Below are 17,702 nucleotides of genomic sequence, written 5' to 3' on the forward strand. Positions count from 1 at the left end.
GATCCTTATTTTAAATTTGAAGATTCAGAGACTTTCCAACATATCGGGTAATCCACGCTGTTGGCCTCGATGAAGTTGATAACTGAGTAACCAGCGCTGCGATAAGGCTCGCCAGTGCTGTTTCTTTAAAGGGTGCTCGTTATGGGTTAGTAATAACCGATAATTTCTTGAAATCTGTAACGCAATACATGCTGAAGCGTGTTGGCGGTACATCAATTCCAATTGTTCATTGGCGGCTAAAATGACAGCTTCGCACCAGGTTTCTGCTCTCTCTGCTCTGTTTACATTCATGATTAACTCAATCTGTGAGCTGCCGCTGCCAGCAGCATGCTCCACACTGTTCGTTTGGATTTTTTATCCAGACAGTTAAAGTCAGCGGCATGTAGTTTGCCCTGACTGATTAATGCTTCTAGTCGATCAGGACTAAACGCCACATGTATTGCTTTTTGTTTCGGAAAATAATTTTTTGATGACTGCATCTCGTATACCTCAGCAATATTGATAAGGTTAAACGCAGTATAAGGACTGATTAATCTAAATGCAAATAATTATTATTTAGATTAATAAAATGGTGCGAGTAGTCGTTTTTATGGAGAGTAGGAGCCTGTTCCATAATAGCCATAGCCTAAAAATGGCGCATCATGCTTTGGATTATAGGGCCGTGAGGACTCAGGATCTTTTTGTGGCCACACGTGACTTTCCTCGAGTGTAATCAACGGTAGCGATAACATTTTTTGATCGACTTTTTGCAGTTGTAGTGAGTTAACGGTACCGATAAAAGTAGCCAGTTTCTCTGGGGAATAAATCATTGGATCGAGAAAACTTTCACTGCGAACAATAAACCGGCCAGCACTTTTTTCGGTTGAGATGGGAACGCCATACCGCGTCAATGGAAACTGCACGATGGTCAATTCAGAAAAATTCTCATAATTCGCTACATGAGCAATCATTCCACCCCAGCGTACTGTTTGCTGCTCATAGGATTCAAAATTCTGCAGCACCTCTTCATAAGGGATGTCATTATGAGATTTTGCGTATATCGAGGGTTGTGTCGCCGCACAGCCAGCCAGCAAAAACATTAGTAATACCGTTAAGATTCGCATAACAAATTCTCCACAACCGTTACTCAACAGACAGTTTCAGATCACAGATGTTACAGAAATAAATTTATTCTGTTGAAGAGGATCATCGCTTATTTTTACGTGCAGCTTTTTTGGCCGCTTTTTCTTCACGTCTCTGTATTACCTGCAACCACTCACGTTCAGTCATCTCGGGTGTTTCCAGCGTCAGCCTGCCAAGCTGACCATTGCGTAATTCAGTCAGCAGAATTTTACTGATCCGCTCAATATCGGCCACACCACCGGCTTTAATACAACCACGCTTCTGGGCCATTTTTTCCAACATCGTTTGTTCATGGTCAGTGATGTCATCGACATGAAATCGACTGAACAAAGCTTGAGGATATTGCTGCATAAGATACTTGACGGCGTATAAGGCAATATCATGATTCTCAAAAGCAGTTTCTTTAATGGCATGGGTAATGGCCAAACGATACCCACTGTCATGATTTTCCAGATTGGGCCATAACACTCCCGGCGTATCATGTAATACCACCACATCATCAACGATAATGCGTTGCTGAACCTTGGTCACAGCAGGTTCATTACCCGTTTTGGCAATCTGTCGCCCAGCCAGTGCATTTATCAATGTCGATTTACCAACATTGGGAATACCCATTATCAGTGCCTGAATTTTTTTCACACTGCTGGCTTTATGCGGTACCAGTTTTTGGCACATCGCAATTAATTCTTTGCCACGCGTTGTCTCATTGGCAGACAGAACCAGTGTTCTGATTCCCTGCTCCTGCTCAAGATATTGTTGCCAGATTTCAGTCAGTTGCGGATCAGCCAGATCGGCCTTGTTCAGCACCTTAAGGCAGGGCTTATCACCTCGAATAGCCGCCAGCATGGGATTGGAACTGCTGTACGGAAGTCGGGCATCCAGCACTTCGATAATCAAATCCATCTGCGGCAGGATTTTTTTCATCTCCAGCCCGGCTTTATGCATATGTCCGGGAAACCACTGAATCGCCATTAAAAACTCACTACAAACACCAGAATTGGTTAATCCATTATACCGCCTAAGCTAAATATAACGTTCTTCTTCTCGCAGAAACTTGTTGATATCAACTTCATCAATTTGTTCTGGTGCCATAAACTTTTCAGCGTAGTGTTTGTAAACCCCACTGGTGAGGAATAATTCAAACACATCCCTATCCATCAACTCCTGCTCAACCAGCTGATGCAAAATGAAAATTGCCACGCTCAAGGTTTTGGCTTTTTTATACGGGCGATCTGCTGCCGTCAGGGCTTCAAAAACATTGGCCAGCATAATGATGCGTTCAGGCACCGATAAATCGTCAGCAGTGAGCCCCCGCGGATAGCCAGTACCATTCATTGTTTCCAAATGAGTTGTTGCATAACGTGGGATATTTGAAAGCTCATCAGGATACGGCAGGGATTCAAGCATTTTGATAGTGGTCAGAATGTGTTCATTGATTCTGAAACGCTCTTCCTTAGTCAGGGTGCCGGATTCAATGGTCAGGTTGTACAGTTCACCATGATTAAAACCGTATTCCGGTTGGTTGAGATTCTCCCCTGCCCGGGCATCCTCAGCTGCTTTCTGATTGCGAGGAATAATATGTTCCGCTTTATCTGCCAGCAACTGTTCAGTGACCGGAAGAGTCGTTGTCGCATCAGTCTGCTGATCCAGCTCAACGGGAGATAGCCCTAATTGATCATCAAAATGTCGTTCCCAAGTGATTTTTGCCAGTCGTTTCAATCGTTCATTGGTATTCTGATCCATAAATTCTGTACCAATATTGCATTGAGCAATAAAAGCAAAATCATCTTTTAGCTGCAGTTGCTTTACCTTTAAAGCTTCTTCATTCATTGCACGATTTTCGGGCCGTTGCAGGGTTTGTTGCCAGAACTCTATTTCGGCATCACGCCATAACACCTCAAAGCGCATACGGATCTCATGAATCCGGTTATAGAGCATTTCCAGTTTGGTACGTTTATCAACCAGATATTCCGGCGTGGTGATTTTTCCAAAGCTATGTAACCAGGCTGCCAAACGGAATTCCCGCTGCTTGTCTTCATCATCCAACTTGAAATATTTAAAAATCTGCTCGTTTGATTTATCCGCTTCGTTTGCCAATAACATCGACAACTCGGGTACCAGCACACAATGATGTGTTGGATAAGATGATTTTGCATCAATCGCATGGGCTACTGATGCAATCAACGAATCGGTCCATTGCTGTTGTGCTTGTTGATAAGCTCGACTTGTCTGTGACAGTTCAAGTAATTTTTCGCTTAACGCACTGAATTCCAATAAGTGATGAGATGGAACGTCTACCGCAGAAAATTGACGCTGTTGAATATGCTCAATATTTAGCTGAAGTTTTTTCACGGCAGATAATATTAGCGAGGCAAACCACCAACTGAACGGCAAGAGGAATAACAACATCAAGCCGGCAACCAGCATGGCATTTTGAGTTTTGCTCCACACCTGACTCATCACAGTATTCTGCGGTGACATGATGGTGAGGTACTGGGGTTCAACATCATTGATGGCTATAGCCTGATGATAGACATAATAATCCTGCTCATTAAGTCTTATCGATTGAAGCTTATCGGAAACCTGTAGCGCATCATTTTTAAAGCGCTCCAGACGAAATCCCTGGGGGTTACCGTCGGTATCTATGGAATTAAACCATTTATCAACTAAGGCCTGATGATGACTATCCGATAAATTTTCCAGTGCCCGGTTAAGGACTTCAGTAAGCCCCGCATTTTGTCGATTCACCATAAAATGTAGCCCGGTTGGCAATTCTGCTGGCGAGAAATCTACCCCCTGATGCACCGTTATTTCATCGGTATATTCCTGGGCGGTGATATATTGCAACGTAATTGCCGTATCCATTCCGGCATCAGCCTCCCCGCTGATAACGGCTTCAAAAACTTCACGAGTCGTTTCCACTTCAATAATGTTGATATCTGGAAACTCAGCTTGCAACCTGCCTGTTAAGGACCAGCCCTCAGGGATGGCAACCGTTTTACCGTTCAGCTCTGTAATTTGTGTAACAGGCGACTCGGAAGAGGTGATAATGCCGTAAGGAACATCGACAAACGGAATGGTCATTTCACCCATAAAGTTACGAAACTCACTGTAAAAAACCGGCTGCATGATTTCCAGCTCACCATCAACAAACTGTGTGGCCAACTGTTGCCAATTGTCTCCAGTAATAAACTGCATTTCCAACCCGCTCATCCGTGAAATGTAATTCAGCACATCTACGGCATACCCCATGGGAACACCGTTACTGGAAAAATTTAATGGCGGCCAGTCTTTCTCACTACTCACCCGTACTATCGGGTTTTCTTCAATGATTGCCAGTTGCTCGTTGGTCAGTTCCAGTCTTGGCGCTTCTGGCAATGAGGTTATCTGTTCTGCAGGTTGGTTTGAGGCAATAACTCCACCGGTTTGTGGATAGAAAAATATTTCCGTTTCATTGTCTCGATGACGGTTTTCCAGCAAAGTAGACAATCCTGTCAATTCTACGGTGATCGATAAAACGGCATCACTGTCTGGCAATTTGACTGAGTAGGTTTGTGCTGGAGAATGCATTTCGGCGAGCAGATAGGATTGAGTTTTGCTCACTTCATCGACGGTAGCCTCTGAAAACCAGGAATGGGTAGTGATATCAAAATCACTTTGATGCTGCCAGGCATGACGAAGGGTAAAATTACGATCATAATATTCAAGGCGTCGATGTTGCTGACCATCTTCATTGAAAATTTTGATTAACAGCCAACGATCTGCCTCCTCTGCACGCAAATGCTGGCGCAGGGCTGGCGTGGCCTGTAAGTTGATGAGTTGTTCTACCTCACCATTTTGTTGACCAAGATAAACCGATTGAAATAACGGATTACGTTGCATAACGGCAACCAACAACTGACCGACTTCACCATTGATCTGTGGATTTTCGAGTAATCTGGGTAACTGTTTTAGTTCATTTATTTCATTCGTGGCACGATTATCAATGGATTCCAGATACTCATTCACACTGGCCTTTGTTTGCTGATAACGAGAATGCAGTGTTTTCTCTGCCAGGTTCTTATTGAAGTAATATTGCAATGCAATGATGACTACAGCGACCAGCAAGCTGGAAAGCATTAACCCTGCAACTACTGCGGTGCGTATTGGTAGCTGAAATGTTTTATTTTGCTGTTGCATGCTGACCCTCTTTGGCGATGTAGATCTTTATCTAGCAGATAATTAATAGCCCAAGCTTGTCACAACTGAGTGATGCTTTCTTAGAACAAGCTTTGGTTTTTCGACTTTTATGGCAATTGAAACCTCAGCATTAGTTGCCAGCACGTATAATCACGGTTTGATAATGACATTAAACATTTTAGCTGTCGCGAATGCCAACCCTTTGGGACTGTTTATCTTTAACAGCTGCCTTGTTGGACGATATGGGCCTCCAGCAGTAGTGATGCTGAAAAATAAACAAAACCTGGTAATAAACTCTGACATTCAGGCAACTTTTTTTTCAATATGAGAAAAAGAATCAAACATTTTTTAATTTTCAGCTTTGGCTGGTTATGCGTCATTTTAGGAATAATTGGCGCATTTTTGCCCGTAATGCCAACTACGCCGTTTATGATTCTCGCCTTGGGCTGTTTTGCCGAGACTTCACCACGGTTTCACGCCATGTTGCTGAATAACCGCTGGATAGGGGCCCCATTAAGACAATGGGATCAAACCAAAACAGTACGGCGCCGTACCAAAATCCAGGCACTTGTTATGCTGGTCATCGCCTTTGGCTTTTCAATCACGTTGTTATGGGGACATATTGAATTGCAATTGATGCTATTGGGCCTAGCGGCGGTAATGATAGGGTTTGTGCTGAGATTAAAAGAAGCAGAGCCCAAATATGAAGATTGATGAAGTAATTAAACAACGTCACTGCACCAGGGCATTTCTGGATAAAACGGTTAACGATAAACTTATTCATGAAATACTCGATATCGCCCGTCATGCACCTTCAGGCGCCAATACCCAGCCCTGGCAGGTAGCAGTCGTGACCGGCAACACCAAACAACAACTCTCGGAGAGTCTGATTCACGCTTTCAGAGAAGGTCATGCGTCCAGGCCAGACTATTCTTATTACCCCGAAACCTGGCAGTCGCCGTATATAGATCGTCGCCGTGCCTGTGGTTTACAGCTTTATCAGAGTTTGCAGATTGACCGCAAAGACAAACACGCCCAACGGAAACAATGGGAAGCCAATTATCGGGCGTTTGACGCACCAGTGATGATGCTGTTTTTTATGGATGCAGAGATGCAGACCGGATCCTTTCTGGATTTGGGTATGTTTATACAGAATCTGATGCTGGTCGCGCAGAATAAAGGTCTGGCCACCTGTCCGCAGGCGGCTCTAGCGGAATACCCTGAAAATGTTAAAAAAATTCTGGAGTATCCTGCCGACACTATTCTGGTGTGCGGTATGGCAATAGGTTATGAAGATACTCATGCTGCGGTTAATAAATACCGCACTGCTCGTGAACCAGTGGCCGAATTTACCCGCTTTTTTTATTAATTTTGGAGTTTTACTATGGATTTAGCGACCTTTCTCAGCACGTTGACTGATAATCCGTCCGCAATTGATTTCGAAGATACCATTGCGGTGATTGATACCAATTATCAGTTCACCCCCACCGCATTTCATAACGGTGAGCTGCATAATGATGTTGGAGAGAATAATGGATCATGCAAAATTCTGTTTTTTGGTATTTTGCATGAATTGGGAGAGTCACAGACCTTAGCCTGTTTTGGGCGTTATTACCGAAGCGATGTTTTGCTGAATCCCAAAGGTGAAGACCATCAGAATATCCGTAACTTTCTGCGTTATGGCTGGGATCGTGTCAGTTTCAACGGTGAAGCGTTAACGCCTCTGCACTGATAGCCTTTCATAAAAAAATCCCGAACGCAGAATACTGCGTCCGGGATCATTCTATTTATTAGAGCAGTACCCGCTCAATACCACCGGCTTTCACATTATCAATAAACTGTGTATGCCACTGTTCACCTAGCACGTGTTTCGCCACTTCCACTACAATGTAATCGGTTTCAATACCGGTATCTTCGTTGTAGCGTGACAGCCCCTGCTGACAGGCTGGGCAGGACGTCAGCATTTTCACATTGCCTTTAACCGCTTTGTCCTGGCCAGTTAATTCTTGAATGCCCTTGGTGATCTCTTCTTCCTTACGGAACCGAACCTGTGTGGCAATATCAGGACGTGCAACGGCAAACGAACCTGCCTCACCACAGCAACGATCATTCAAGGTGACATCCTGACCCAACAGACTGGCGGCCACTGACGTTGGTTTATAGGTTTTCATCGGTGTATGGCAGGGATCGTGATACATATACTGAATACCGTCGACACCCTGCATTTTCACACCTTTTTCCATCAGGTACTCATGAATATCCAATAAACGGCAGCCCGGGAAAATCGCTTCAAATTCATATTTAAGCAACTGATCCATACAGGTTCCGCAAGACACGATAACAGTCTTGATATCCATATAGTTCAGCGTATTGGCGACGCGATGGAACAACACCCGGTTACTGGTTGAAATCGCCGTGGCCTTGTCATCATCACCGGTAGAAGCCTGAGGATAACCACAACATAAATAGCCTGGTGGTAGTACCGTTTCAGTACCTACTTCATATAACATCGCCAGAGTTGCCAGCCCTACCTGACTGAAAAGACGCTCTGAGCCACAACCCGGGAAATAAAATACCGCATCGGAATCTTCGCTGACTTTGTTTGGATCCCGCAGAATCGGTACCATTTTGTCATCTTCCAGACCCAGCATGCCACGCGTGGTTCGCGTCGGCAGATTGCCCGGCATCGGTTTTTTAACAAAATGCACCACCTGTTCACGTAAGGGTGTTTTACCCGTCGTAGGTAATGGTGGCTTTTTCTTTTTGTTGGCCAGAAGCCCCAGATACTTAGCTGCCGAGTGCGCCAGGCGCTGGGCTTTGAACCCCATTTGAATCATGGTTTTATGCATGATTTTAACGGTAAAAGGATCCGTCGCATTCAGATAAGCCATCGAAGACCAGGTACCCAGATTCACATGGCGTTTACCTTGTTTCTTCAACACGGCACGCAGCTTCATTGACACGTCACCAAAGTCGATATTGACAGGACATGGATTCAGACAGCGATGACATACCGTGCAGTGATCGGCCACATCATTCATTTCTTCAAAATGTCGTACCGAAATACCGCGGCGGGTCTGTTCCTCATAGAGAAACGCTTCCATAATCAGACCAGTGCCCAGGATCTTGTCGCGTGGTGAATAATACAAATTGGCACGCGGCACATGGGTGGTACATTCCGGTTTACATTTACCGCAACGCAAACAGTCCTTGATATCGTTGTTAATCTCACCCAAATCACTGGCTTCAAGAATTAACGCTTCCTGTTGCAATAGTCTCAATGACGGTGTGTAGGCGTTTTCCAGGCCTGAACCCGCCAGCAATTTACCGGCATTGAAACGGCCCAACGGATCCACTTTCTGTTTATAACCGGCAAATGCATCAATGGTCGCTTTATCCAGATATTGCATCTTGGTCAAACCAATTCCATGCTCACCAGAGATAACCCCACCGAGGTCACCCGCCAGCTTCATCACCCCATCAACGATCAGTTCTGCTTCATGCATCATCTGATAGTCGTTTGAGTTCACCGGAATATTGGTATGCACATTACCATCCCCGGCATGCATATGAGTCGCAACAAACAGTCGGCTTGAACGTAATTCTTTATGAATATCATCCAGCTTGGTACGCAACACTTCCAGAGATTGGCCCTGAAACAGTTCTTTCAGTGGTTTTTCCACCTCTTTACGATAAGAGATACGTAAATCCCGGCGTTGCAATACATTAAATAAGGTATCGGTATCAGCCAGCAACTTGAGCACTTCATCGGATAACAACTCTTTGTGATTCAATGCGACAGAATCAAGGTTATCCAGAACTTCCTGCCAGCGGGTCTGTACCACACGTAAATGACTGCAGGCAGTATCAACTTTCGATTGCAGAATGGCATCATTTTCAGCGCTGTCATCGAGTTTTTTAATGGTTTGTTTCAGCTCTTTAGGCTGACTGCTCAAAAACTGCAGCACCGCATCCACTATTCGCAGCTTATTTTTAGTGGAATGAATGATGTTAATTCGCTCAATACCGTCGTTATATTCAGACAGCCGCTCAAGCGGAATGACCACGTCTTCATTAATTTTGAACGCGTTAGTGTGTTTGGCAATGGCTGCAGTACGCGCACGATCAGCCCAGAAACGGGCCCGTGCCTCAGGACTTACCGCAACAAAGCCTTCTCCCTCACGGGCATTCGATAGACGCACAACCTCAGAACTGGCTTCGGCTACTGCATTTTCATCATCGCCGACAATATCGATCAGCAGTACCATTTTCGGTAACTCTGAACGTGGTGCTTTAGTGCTGTAATCAACTGCTTTAACGTAGCGTTCGTCCAGATGCTCCATACCTGCGAGCAGCACTTTTTTGTTGTTATCAAGGAAGTTTTTGGTTTCCACAATCGCCGGTACAGCTTTGGTCAAATCGTTACCAAAGAATTCGAGACAAACAGTTCGAATAAATTGTGGCATACGGTGAAGGACAAACACCGCCGAGGTAATCAAGCCGTCGCAACCTTCTTTCTGAATGCCAGGTAAGCCACCCAAAAACTTGTTGGTTACATCTTTACCCAAGCCCAACTTGCGTAACTGCTGTGCAGGTATAGCAATCTCTTCAGGCGCTTCCAACAATGTTTTGCCATCTGGTTTATAACGACTGATTCTGAAAGTCGCCATCTCAATATCGTGGATTTTACCCATGTTGTGGTTTAGGCGTTCCACTTCCATCCAGGTCGCATCGGGCGTCACCATTCTCCAGGAAACCAGATTATCCAGTGCAGTTCCCCACATAACGGCTTTTTTACCACCGGCATTCATCGCCACATTACCGCCGATAGTCGAGGCATCCTGAGACGTCGGATCCACAGCAAAGACCAAACCATTTTTACCGGCAAGGTCAGACAATCGACGGGTCACAACACCGGCTTCGGCACGCACAGTAGCAACTTCATCATCACGTCCAGGAAGCTTGCGATAAACAACAGTCCCTAAGCCTTCCAGTTTTTCGGTATTGATAACGACACTATCCGCAGTCAAAGGAATCGCCCCACCGGTATAGCCGGTACCGCCACCACGAGGAATGACAGTTAAACCCAACTCAATACTGGCAGCAATAATAGCGGCCATTTCTTCTTCGGTGTCCGGTTTGATAACGGCCAGCGGATATTCAACACGCCAGTCAGTGGCATCAGTCACATGTGACACACGCGATAATCCATCAAAACAGATATTGTGTTTTTTGGTCACACGGCTAAGACGACGCATAACCACTTTGCGACGATCCGCCGTTGCCAGCAGTTCACGCTCAAACTTTTCTACTGCCTTGCGAGCTGCTTGCTCAAGCTGAAGTGCCAGTTGATTATCATTTTCTGTAGCACGTTCACGGATTTGATCCAGACGATGATGCAAAGCATGGCGCAGCGAGTCCCAGCGTTTGCGATTTTCAATCAAATCATCCTGTATATAAGGATTGCGGGTGATAACCCACATGTCACCCAAAACTTCAAACAGCATTTTTGCGCTGCGCCCAGTTTTGCGTTGTTCACGTAACTGTTGCAGAATTTCCCACATCGGTTCGCCCAGATAGCGGATGACAATTTCACGATCTGAGAAAGAAGTGTAGTTATATGGAATTTCTCTTATACGAGTTGACATAATGGGTCAGCTAATCCTGATTGAGAAGTAATATTCAATCGAGAATTTTAACACGAAGCCAGCTATTATAAGACCCATTAATAATGAGCCTTTTGCCAGCGATGGCTATGTCATGAGAAAAATATGGAAATTATACAAATTATTGCACTTGCCCTACTGCAAGGCCTAACCGAGTTTTTACCCATTTCGAGCTCTGCTCATCTGATTCTGTTACCCATTATTGCCGGCTGGGAAGATCAGGGGCTTGCATTTGATGTCGCAGTACATGTGGGCACACTGACAGCGGTTATTTTTTATTTTCGAACAACCATCAGACAACTTGTCTTTGACTGGTTTCGCTCTCTGCAACAAAAACAAACTGTAGGTGAAAGTAAATTAGCCTGGGCCGTCATTATCGGTACCATTCCGGTTGGACTGGCCGGATTATTTTTGGATGATTTCATCGAGTTATTCTTACGTAGTCCGCTGGTTATTGCCGCAACAACAATTTTATTCGGACTGTTACTAGGTTGGGCAGACTGGAAAGGCAAGCGAAACCGCCAAGAAGATCAAATGAACTGGAAAGACATTTTTATTATTGGTTTCTCCCAGGCCTTGGCGCTAATACCGGGCACATCCCGCTCAGGCATCACCATGACCGCAGCATTGATGCTGGGATTAACGCGTGAAGCTGCTGCCCGCTTCTCATTTTTATTATCTATTCCGGTTATTTTTTTGGCAGGGGGCCTGGAAACAGTTAAACTGATCAAAGCTGATCAAGCAACGGACTGGTTTGCCCTAACTGCTGGCGCGGTTTTCTCGGCCATCAGTGCTTACATCTGTATCTTTTTGTTTCTTAAACTACTCGAACGGATAGGCATGTGGCCTTTTGTCATTTACCGCTTAGTACTGGGTGGCTTTTTGCTATTTATATTTAGTTAATTGCAGTTGACAGACTTTGCTTGAATCCGTAACATTCTCCCTCTTTATTTGACCGCATGCGTATATTTTCAGGAGCACCCCGCGGAATGAAAACCTTAAGTGCAAAACCAGCAGAAGTTCGTCGCGACTGGTTCGTAATTGATGCCGATGGCAAAACTCTGGGCCGTATGGCAACAGAAATCGCTCGCCGTCTGCGCGGCAAACACAAAGCTATTTATACACCTCACGTTGATACAGGCGATTACATTGTTGTTGTAAACGCTGAAAAACTGCGTGTTTCCGGCAACAAGATGAAAGATAAAATCTATTATCACCACACTGGTCACATTGGTGGTATCAAATCTATCTCGCTGGAAAAACAACTGGATAAAGCACCTGAGCGTGTCATCCAGACGGCAGTGAAAGGCATGTTGCCTAAAAATCCTCTGGGCCGTGCTATGTTCAGCAAACTGAAAGTGTATGCTGGTACTGAACATCCACACGCAGCTCAACAACCTAAAATGCTGGAAATTTAATCGGATAACGTCATGGCAGATTCTTACTACGCAACAGGCCGCCGCAAAAGCTCAACCGCTCGTGTATTCATGAAGCCAGGCAGCGGCAACATTACCATCAACACCCGCACCCTTGAAGATTACTTCGGTCGCGAAACATCTCGCATGGTGGTACGCCAACCACTTGAACTGGTTGAAATGACCGACAAAGTTGACCTTAATATCACCGTTCGTGGTGGTGGTAACAACGGTCAAGCTGGTGCGATTCGTCACGGTATCAGCCGCGCATTAGTCGAATATAACAGCGAACTGAAAACTGATTTACGTAGTGCCGGCTTCATCACTCGTGATGCGCGTGCCGTTGAACGTAAGAAAATCGGTTTGCATAAAGCTCGTAAGAAACCACAGTTCTCTAAACGTTAATTCAACGTTTATTGGACAAAAAAACCACCTTCGGGTGGTTTTTTTTTGCATTTAACTTCTCAAACTGGATGAATCATGTTATCTAATAAACTGATTTTGATGATCTAAAAGGACAATAATTTATGATAAGAAAGAGCATTATCGGAATCATCGGATTACTAGGCTGTGTGAGCGTTCAGGCGGAATCTCCAGCAATCGCGATGTCTGCAGGAAGTTTTGAAGTTTTCGAAAGCAACAACTCATTGGAACTGGGTGTTGAGTATCGGTTTGCCACACAGGAAACGTTCTTTAATATCATTCCAGCAATTGGTCTCAGCGGCAACTCCGATGGAGGCTATTGGGCCCATGCAGGCGGTCGATATGACATTAATCTTGGAGAAAAATGGGTCTTAACCCCACAACTTGCCGTGGTCGGCTATGAAGATGGCGATGGTCAGGATTTGGGAAGCGGTTTTTTATTTCGTACGGGAATAGAGCTCGGTTATCGTATTAGCTCATCTTCACGGCTGGCGTTAACGCTCTATCATATGTCGAATGCGGACTTGGCAAAAAACAATCCCGGCTCCGAATCATTAATGCTGAGCTACAGTTTTTCTCCGTTTAATCGCTAGGGTCCCTTGAGCTTTCATAGCCACAAACCGAAGTGCTGGGGCTATGAAACCTGAACGGACCCTAGGCTTTTTTGTAAAATAAGCCCTTGCCTTCTGGCTGAGTTTTAAATCGTCGATGCACCCACAGATATTGCGTCGGCGATTTTTTTATTTCGGCCTCTACCCAGTCATTTACTCGTTGCGCATCAGCCAGTTCATCGCCTATTGGATAGTTTTCCCAGGCGGGTCCAATATCAATCGAATAATTTCCATTGGGTAAGCGTCTTGGTACATAAGGCACAACGGCTGCACCACTCATTTTGGCGAGTCTAGCTGTTGCTGGAATAGTGGCGGCTTTTATACCAAAAAATTTGGCAAAAACACTGGTTCTTCGACCAAAATCCTGATCAGGCGCATACCATACAACCTTATTCTTTTTTAATGCTCTCAACATACCGCGCATATCTGCTTGTAAGATTGTCCCTTCACTGTGACGTTGTCGCTGATGTAGCATCACTGCATTAAATAACGGACTTTTAAGTTCACGAAACATCACATAGCACGGCTGTTTCAACATGATCAGCCGTCCGCCCAATTCCATGCTGGTAAAGTGGCCGGTCAGTAACAGCACACCCTTCCCTTTAGCCAGAGCATTGTGAATATGTTCGAGACCATGATATTCCACCCGTTTTTCCAGGCTTTTGTCACTGGCCCACCAACTGATGGCGGTCTCGATCGGCATCATGCCCATCGTCAACATATTTTCACTGAGCAATTCTTTACGTTTTTGCTGACTCATTTCCGGGAAGCATAATTCAAGATTTCGCCTGGCAACACGCTCGCGATCCTTCATAAACAATCGCATTAAGCGGCCCAGACTATGACCCGCGAACAATTGCCAGGATTTTGGCAAGTAAATTGAGATACGCATAAGAAGCAGGCCAAGCCAATTTGGCCAAAAGCGCGGGTGAAGGAATTTTTTACTGAGAATTTTCATCTGTTCGATAACAATACAAAACAGTGTCTATGCTATCATCCCAACTCAATTTAAGCTTAAAAAACTGCCTGCAGTGAGTCCAATTTGAAAGTTTTGTATTCAACCCTATTCTATCTTGCTCTGCCTTTCATATTGATCAGATTGATCTGGCGTGGATTTAAGGCACCAGCTTATTTTAAACGCTGGAATGAACGGTTTGGACATATACCTTCCCGCGCATCCGAGCAAAATCTTATCTGGGTGCATGCGGTATCTGTAGGGGAAGTCGAGGCTTGTCGCCCCCTTATTAAAGGGTTACAGGACCGTTACCCTGAACATCAGGTTCTTATCACTACAATGACCCCCACCGGTAGTGCCAGGGTAAAAAGCCTGTTTGCAGAAAATGTACTGCACGTATATCTGCCATATGATTTACCGTTCGCTATCAGACGTTTTCTTGACGCAATGCAGCCTCAGTTCGGCATTATTATGGAAACTGAACTCTGGCCTAATCTGATTCTGATTTGTGCTGAACGTTCAATTCCCCTCACAGTCGCCAACGCAAGACTATCCGCCCGCAGTGCCCGGGGATATTTGAAAGTCGCCAAGTTAACACGGCAGATGTTACAAAGCATTCCGCTCATTGCCGCACAATCCCATAGTGACCGCGATCGTTTTGTTCAACTGGGTGCACATAAAGACAAAGTCCACGCCGTGGGAAACCTGAAATATGAAATCAGTTTACCGGCCAGTGTTATCGAGCGTGCAGAGTCAATACGAGCATTATGGGGAAATCGATCCGTATTTATTGCCGCCAGCACCCATGAGGGCGAAGAAGAGCTAATACTGGATGCGGCCCGCAAAATCCGTGGCCAGTTTCGTGATTTATTATTAATCATTGTTCCACGTCATCCTGAACGCTTTGATCGGGTGACAGCACTGTGCCGTCGTTCTGGTTTAAATACACTGCGAAGAAGTGATGGCAAGCCTTGTAGTAGCCAGGTTCAAGCGCTGGTGGTTGATAGCATGGGCGAATTATCGGTTTTTTATGGTACAGCAGATGTTGCTTTTGTTGGAGGTAGCCTGGTGAATCATGGCGGTCACAATATATTAGAACCGGCTGCGCTTTCCCGCCCCGTTATCACCGGCCCTCATTATTTTAACTTTCTTGAAATAACCAGACAGTTTCTCGAACATCATGCGGCTATTGAGGTAAAAAACACTGAACAATTAGCGGATTCAGTCATTGCGTTATTAAAAGATCCTCAACGTCGCGCTGAAATGGGAGATGCGGGTAAACACCTGATTGAACAAAGTAAAGGTGCCAGCCAGCGCTTACTCAACCTAATTGATGTTCATATCAGTCATGTTCAACGATGAGTATTGGATGCGTCAGGCATTATTACTGGCGCATCAGGCAGAACAACATGGCGAGGTACCGGTTGGTGCGATTATCGTCCATCAGGATGAACTCATTGGTACTGGGTGGAATCAACCTATCAGTCAACTGGATCCTACGGCGCATGCCGAGATTGTTGCTTTACGTGCAGCCTGTGCCAACCAACAGAACTATAGACTCCCCGGTTCCACAATGTATATCACGCTGGAGCCCTGCATCATGTGTGCTGGCGCGATTGTTCATGCCAGAATTGAGCGAGTAGTTTTCGCTGCTACTGAACCGAAAACCGGTGCAGCGGGCAGTTGTATGGATATTTTTAATACCAGTCAGTTAAACCATCGTGTTCAATATGAACATGGTGTGTTAGCTGAAGAAAGCAGTAAGCTGCTGAAGGATTTCTTTCGCGGGAAGCGATAGACATCACATTTTCCTGTTCATTAATTGTAAGTTTTGGGAAATTTGATGTGCAAAGCCTTCCTTATGTAGGATAATTTCATGCCCTACTGTCAGAGTGAAGTTTTGAAAAAGCTAATTTTTCTCCTTTGCATGCTCTGCGTATTAAACGCTTGCAACTCCTCCAGTAATCAACTGGAGCAAATCCTGGAGCGTGGTGAACTTCGTGTGGTGAGTCGCTATGGTTTGACCAGTTATTATAATAATGGTGGTGAAATGGCGGGATTTGAGTTTGAACTGGCGCAACGGTTTGCCGATTTTCTCGGTGTTGATCTCAAAGTGACCGTTCCCGATAACCTCAGCAAAACCCTCGATATGATTGAAAACGGTCAGGCAGATATTGCTGCTGCGGGCTTAACAATAACCCGGGCCCGGCAAAACAGATTACGGTTTGGCCCAATTTATCATGAAGTCACTCAACAGCTTATTTACCGTCATGGCAGCCAGAAACCGCGAGATATCACCGAAATCAGCACCGGTCAGTTAGAAATTGTTGCTAATAGCAGCCATGCTGAACAGCTTGCTAATCTTCAACAGGAAATACCATTGTTGTCTTGGACCGAAAACCAGACGATAGACACCAGCGGGTTACTTGAGCTGGTCCAGCTCGAACTTATTGATTACACCATCGTTGACTCTAATGAGATGGCTGCCAGCCATAGTCTTTATCCCGAACTAAGAGTGGCTTTTGATATATCGGATCCCCAGCCATTAGCCTGGGGTATGCGTCGCAATGATGATATGAGTTTACAACTTGCGGTAAATGCTTTTTTTGAAGAAATAGAAAGTTCAGGCTATCTGGATCAATTAATTGAAAAGTATTTCGGTCATATTCGTCGTTTCGATTATGTTGATTCGCGTGCCATTCACCGTCGTATTCAGACGCATCTCCCTCAATATGAATCCACTTTCAAAGCTGCTGCATTAGCCTATGGTTATGATTGGCGCTTTCTCGCAGCAGTTGCCTATCAGGAATCACACTGGAATCCAGATGCCGTTTCCAGTACTGGCGTACGTGGCTTGATGATGCTGACTCAAGCCACTGCAAATGAAATGGGCGTCAGCGAGCGGGAAGATCCTGAGCAGAGTATCTTTGCCGGCACAGCCTATCTGACTATTATGAAAACCCGTTTACCGGAGCGGATCGCTGAGCCGGATCGTACCTGGTTAGCGTTAGCTGCTTATAATATTGGTATGGGGCATTTGGAAGACGCAAGAGTCTTGACGGAAAAAAATGGCGGCAATCCTGACCGCTGGGCTGATGTTCGCGAAAACCTGCCTTTACTTGCCAAACAGAAGTGGTTCAGCCAAACACGTCATGGATATGCACGTGGCGCCGAGCCGGTGCGTTACGTCGGTAATATCCGACGTTATTACGATATTATGTTGCACCATGATGAAGTCAATCAAAATGCTTCCACCCCACCCGCTGAAATTAATGAAACACTTCCAGCAGCATTATAAAAAAGGCCGGTTGCTTTCGCTAACCGGCCTTAC

The 17,702-nt window shown here is 45.2% G+C and carries 17 protein-coding genes; 10 read left to right on the top strand and 7 right to left on the bottom strand.

What is annotated here, in order from left to right; all coding sequences use genetic code 11:
- Positions 1-24: 24 nt before the first annotated feature.
- The 5 genes from B3S93_RS00795 to B3S93_RS00815 all read right to left on the bottom strand — a co-directional run bounded on the left by B3S93_RS00795 (position 25) and on the right by B3S93_RS00815 (position 5,301).
- Positions 25-291 carry a hypothetical protein gene (locus tag B3S93_RS00795; RefSeq protein ID WP_292356467.1) on the bottom strand — a complete coding sequence of 89 codons (267 nt, stop codon included), beginning with the start codon at positions 289-291 and terminating at the stop codon, positions 25-27.
- Between the two features lie 2 nt (positions 292-293).
- Positions 294-479, bottom strand: coding sequence for a hypothetical protein (locus B3S93_RS00800; protein ID WP_292401196.1), 186 nt, complete (start codon positions 477-479; stop codon positions 294-296).
- A 108-nt stretch (positions 480-587) separates the two neighbouring features.
- Positions 588-1,103 carry a Slp family lipoprotein gene (locus tag B3S93_RS00805; RefSeq protein ID WP_292356471.1) on the bottom strand — a complete coding sequence of 172 codons (516 nt, stop codon included), beginning with the start codon at positions 1,101-1,103 and terminating at the stop codon, positions 588-590.
- 82 nt (positions 1,104-1,185) lie between these two features.
- Entirely contained in the window at positions 1,186-2,094 is a 909-nt protein-coding gene (gene ylqF / locus B3S93_RS00810) for a ribosome biogenesis GTPase YlqF (protein WP_292401199.1), read from the bottom strand.
- Positions 2,095-2,145: 51 nt separating this feature from the next.
- A complete protein-coding gene (locus B3S93_RS00815) occupies positions 2,146-5,301 on the bottom strand; it encodes an HD domain-containing phosphohydrolase (RefSeq protein WP_292401202.1) in 3,156 nt (1,051 codons plus the stop codon).
- Positions 5,302-5,625: 324 nt separating this feature from the next.
- Between B3S93_RS00815 and B3S93_RS00820 the strand changes: the two genes are divergently transcribed.
- From B3S93_RS00820 to B3S93_RS00830, 3 genes are read left to right on the top strand one after another with little or no spacing between them, the layout of a single operon-like run.
- Positions 5,626-6,015: a YbaN family protein gene (locus tag B3S93_RS00820; RefSeq protein WP_292356477.1), complete on the top strand. Its 390-nt coding sequence runs from the start codon at positions 5,626-5,628 to the stop codon at positions 6,013-6,015.
- A complete protein-coding gene (locus tag B3S93_RS00825; protein ID WP_292401205.1) occupies positions 6,005-6,670 on the top strand; it encodes a nitroreductase in 666 nt (221 codons plus the stop codon). The genes B3S93_RS00820 and B3S93_RS00825 overlap by 11 nt, the downstream gene beginning before the upstream one ends.
- Positions 6,671-6,685: 15 nt before the next feature.
- Positions 6,686-7,033 (top strand): HopJ type III effector protein, encoded by a 348-nt coding sequence (locus tag B3S93_RS00830; protein WP_292401206.1) that lies wholly within the window; start codon positions 6,686-6,688, stop codon positions 7,031-7,033.
- A 58-nt stretch (positions 7,034-7,091) separates the two neighbouring features.
- Here B3S93_RS00830 and B3S93_RS00835 read toward each other — a convergent pair whose 3' ends face one another.
- Positions 7,092-10,949, bottom strand: coding sequence for a DUF3683 domain-containing protein (locus B3S93_RS00835; protein WP_292356482.1), 3,858 nt, complete (start codon positions 10,947-10,949; stop codon positions 7,092-7,094).
- 123 nt (positions 10,950-11,072) lie between these two features.
- Here B3S93_RS00835 and B3S93_RS00840 point away from each other — a divergent pair, with 123 nt between their 5' ends.
- The 4 genes from B3S93_RS00840 (at position 11,073) to B3S93_RS00855 (ending at position 13,398) form a co-directional block, all read left to right on the top strand.
- A complete protein-coding gene (locus B3S93_RS00840) occupies positions 11,073-11,870 on the top strand; it encodes an undecaprenyl-diphosphate phosphatase (protein WP_292356484.1) in 798 nt (265 codons plus the stop codon).
- Between the two features lie 86 nt (positions 11,871-11,956).
- Positions 11,957-12,385, top strand: coding sequence for a 50S ribosomal protein L13 (gene rplM, locus B3S93_RS00845; protein ID WP_014705973.1), 429 nt, complete (start codon positions 11,957-11,959; stop codon positions 12,383-12,385).
- A gap of 12 nt (positions 12,386-12,397) precedes the next feature.
- Positions 12,398-12,787, top strand: coding sequence for a 30S ribosomal protein S9 (gene rpsI / locus B3S93_RS00850; protein WP_292356490.1), 390 nt, complete (start codon positions 12,398-12,400; stop codon positions 12,785-12,787).
- 122 nt (positions 12,788-12,909) lie between these two features.
- A complete protein-coding gene (locus B3S93_RS00855; protein WP_292401208.1) occupies positions 12,910-13,398 on the top strand; it encodes an acyloxyacyl hydrolase in 489 nt (162 codons plus the stop codon).
- A gap of 61 nt (positions 13,399-13,459) precedes the next feature.
- Here the strand turns inward: B3S93_RS00855 and lpxL are convergent, their stop codons facing one another.
- A complete protein-coding gene (gene lpxL / locus B3S93_RS00860; protein WP_292401211.1) occupies positions 13,460-14,308 on the bottom strand; it encodes an LpxL/LpxP family Kdo(2)-lipid IV(A) lauroyl/palmitoleoyl acyltransferase in 849 nt (282 codons plus the stop codon).
- Positions 14,309-14,458: 150 nt separating this feature from the next.
- Here lpxL and waaA point away from each other — a divergent pair, with 150 nt between their 5' ends.
- The 3 genes from waaA (at position 14,459) to mltF (ending at position 17,669) form a co-directional block, all read left to right on the top strand.
- Positions 14,459-15,733 carry a lipid IV(A) 3-deoxy-D-manno-octulosonic acid transferase gene (gene waaA / locus B3S93_RS00865; RefSeq protein ID WP_292401214.1) on the top strand — a complete coding sequence of 425 codons (1,275 nt, stop codon included), beginning with the start codon at positions 14,459-14,461 and terminating at the stop codon, positions 15,731-15,733.
- 7 nt (positions 15,734-15,740) lie between these two features.
- Positions 15,741-16,169: a tRNA adenosine(34) deaminase TadA gene (tadA, locus tag B3S93_RS00870; protein ID WP_292401216.1), complete on the top strand. Its 429-nt coding sequence runs from the start codon at positions 15,741-15,743 to the stop codon at positions 16,167-16,169.
- A gap of 78 nt (positions 16,170-16,247) precedes the next feature.
- On the top strand, positions 16,248-17,669 hold the full coding sequence (mltF, locus tag B3S93_RS00875; RefSeq protein ID WP_292401220.1) for a membrane-bound lytic murein transglycosylase MltF: 1,422 nt from the start codon (positions 16,248-16,250) through the stop codon (positions 17,667-17,669).
- Positions 17,670-17,702: the final 33 nt, after the last annotated feature.

Source organism: Methylophaga sp. UBA3613 (assembly GCF_002375415.1).
Classification (GTDB): Bacteria; Pseudomonadota; Gammaproteobacteria; order Nitrosococcales; family Methylophagaceae; genus Methylophaga.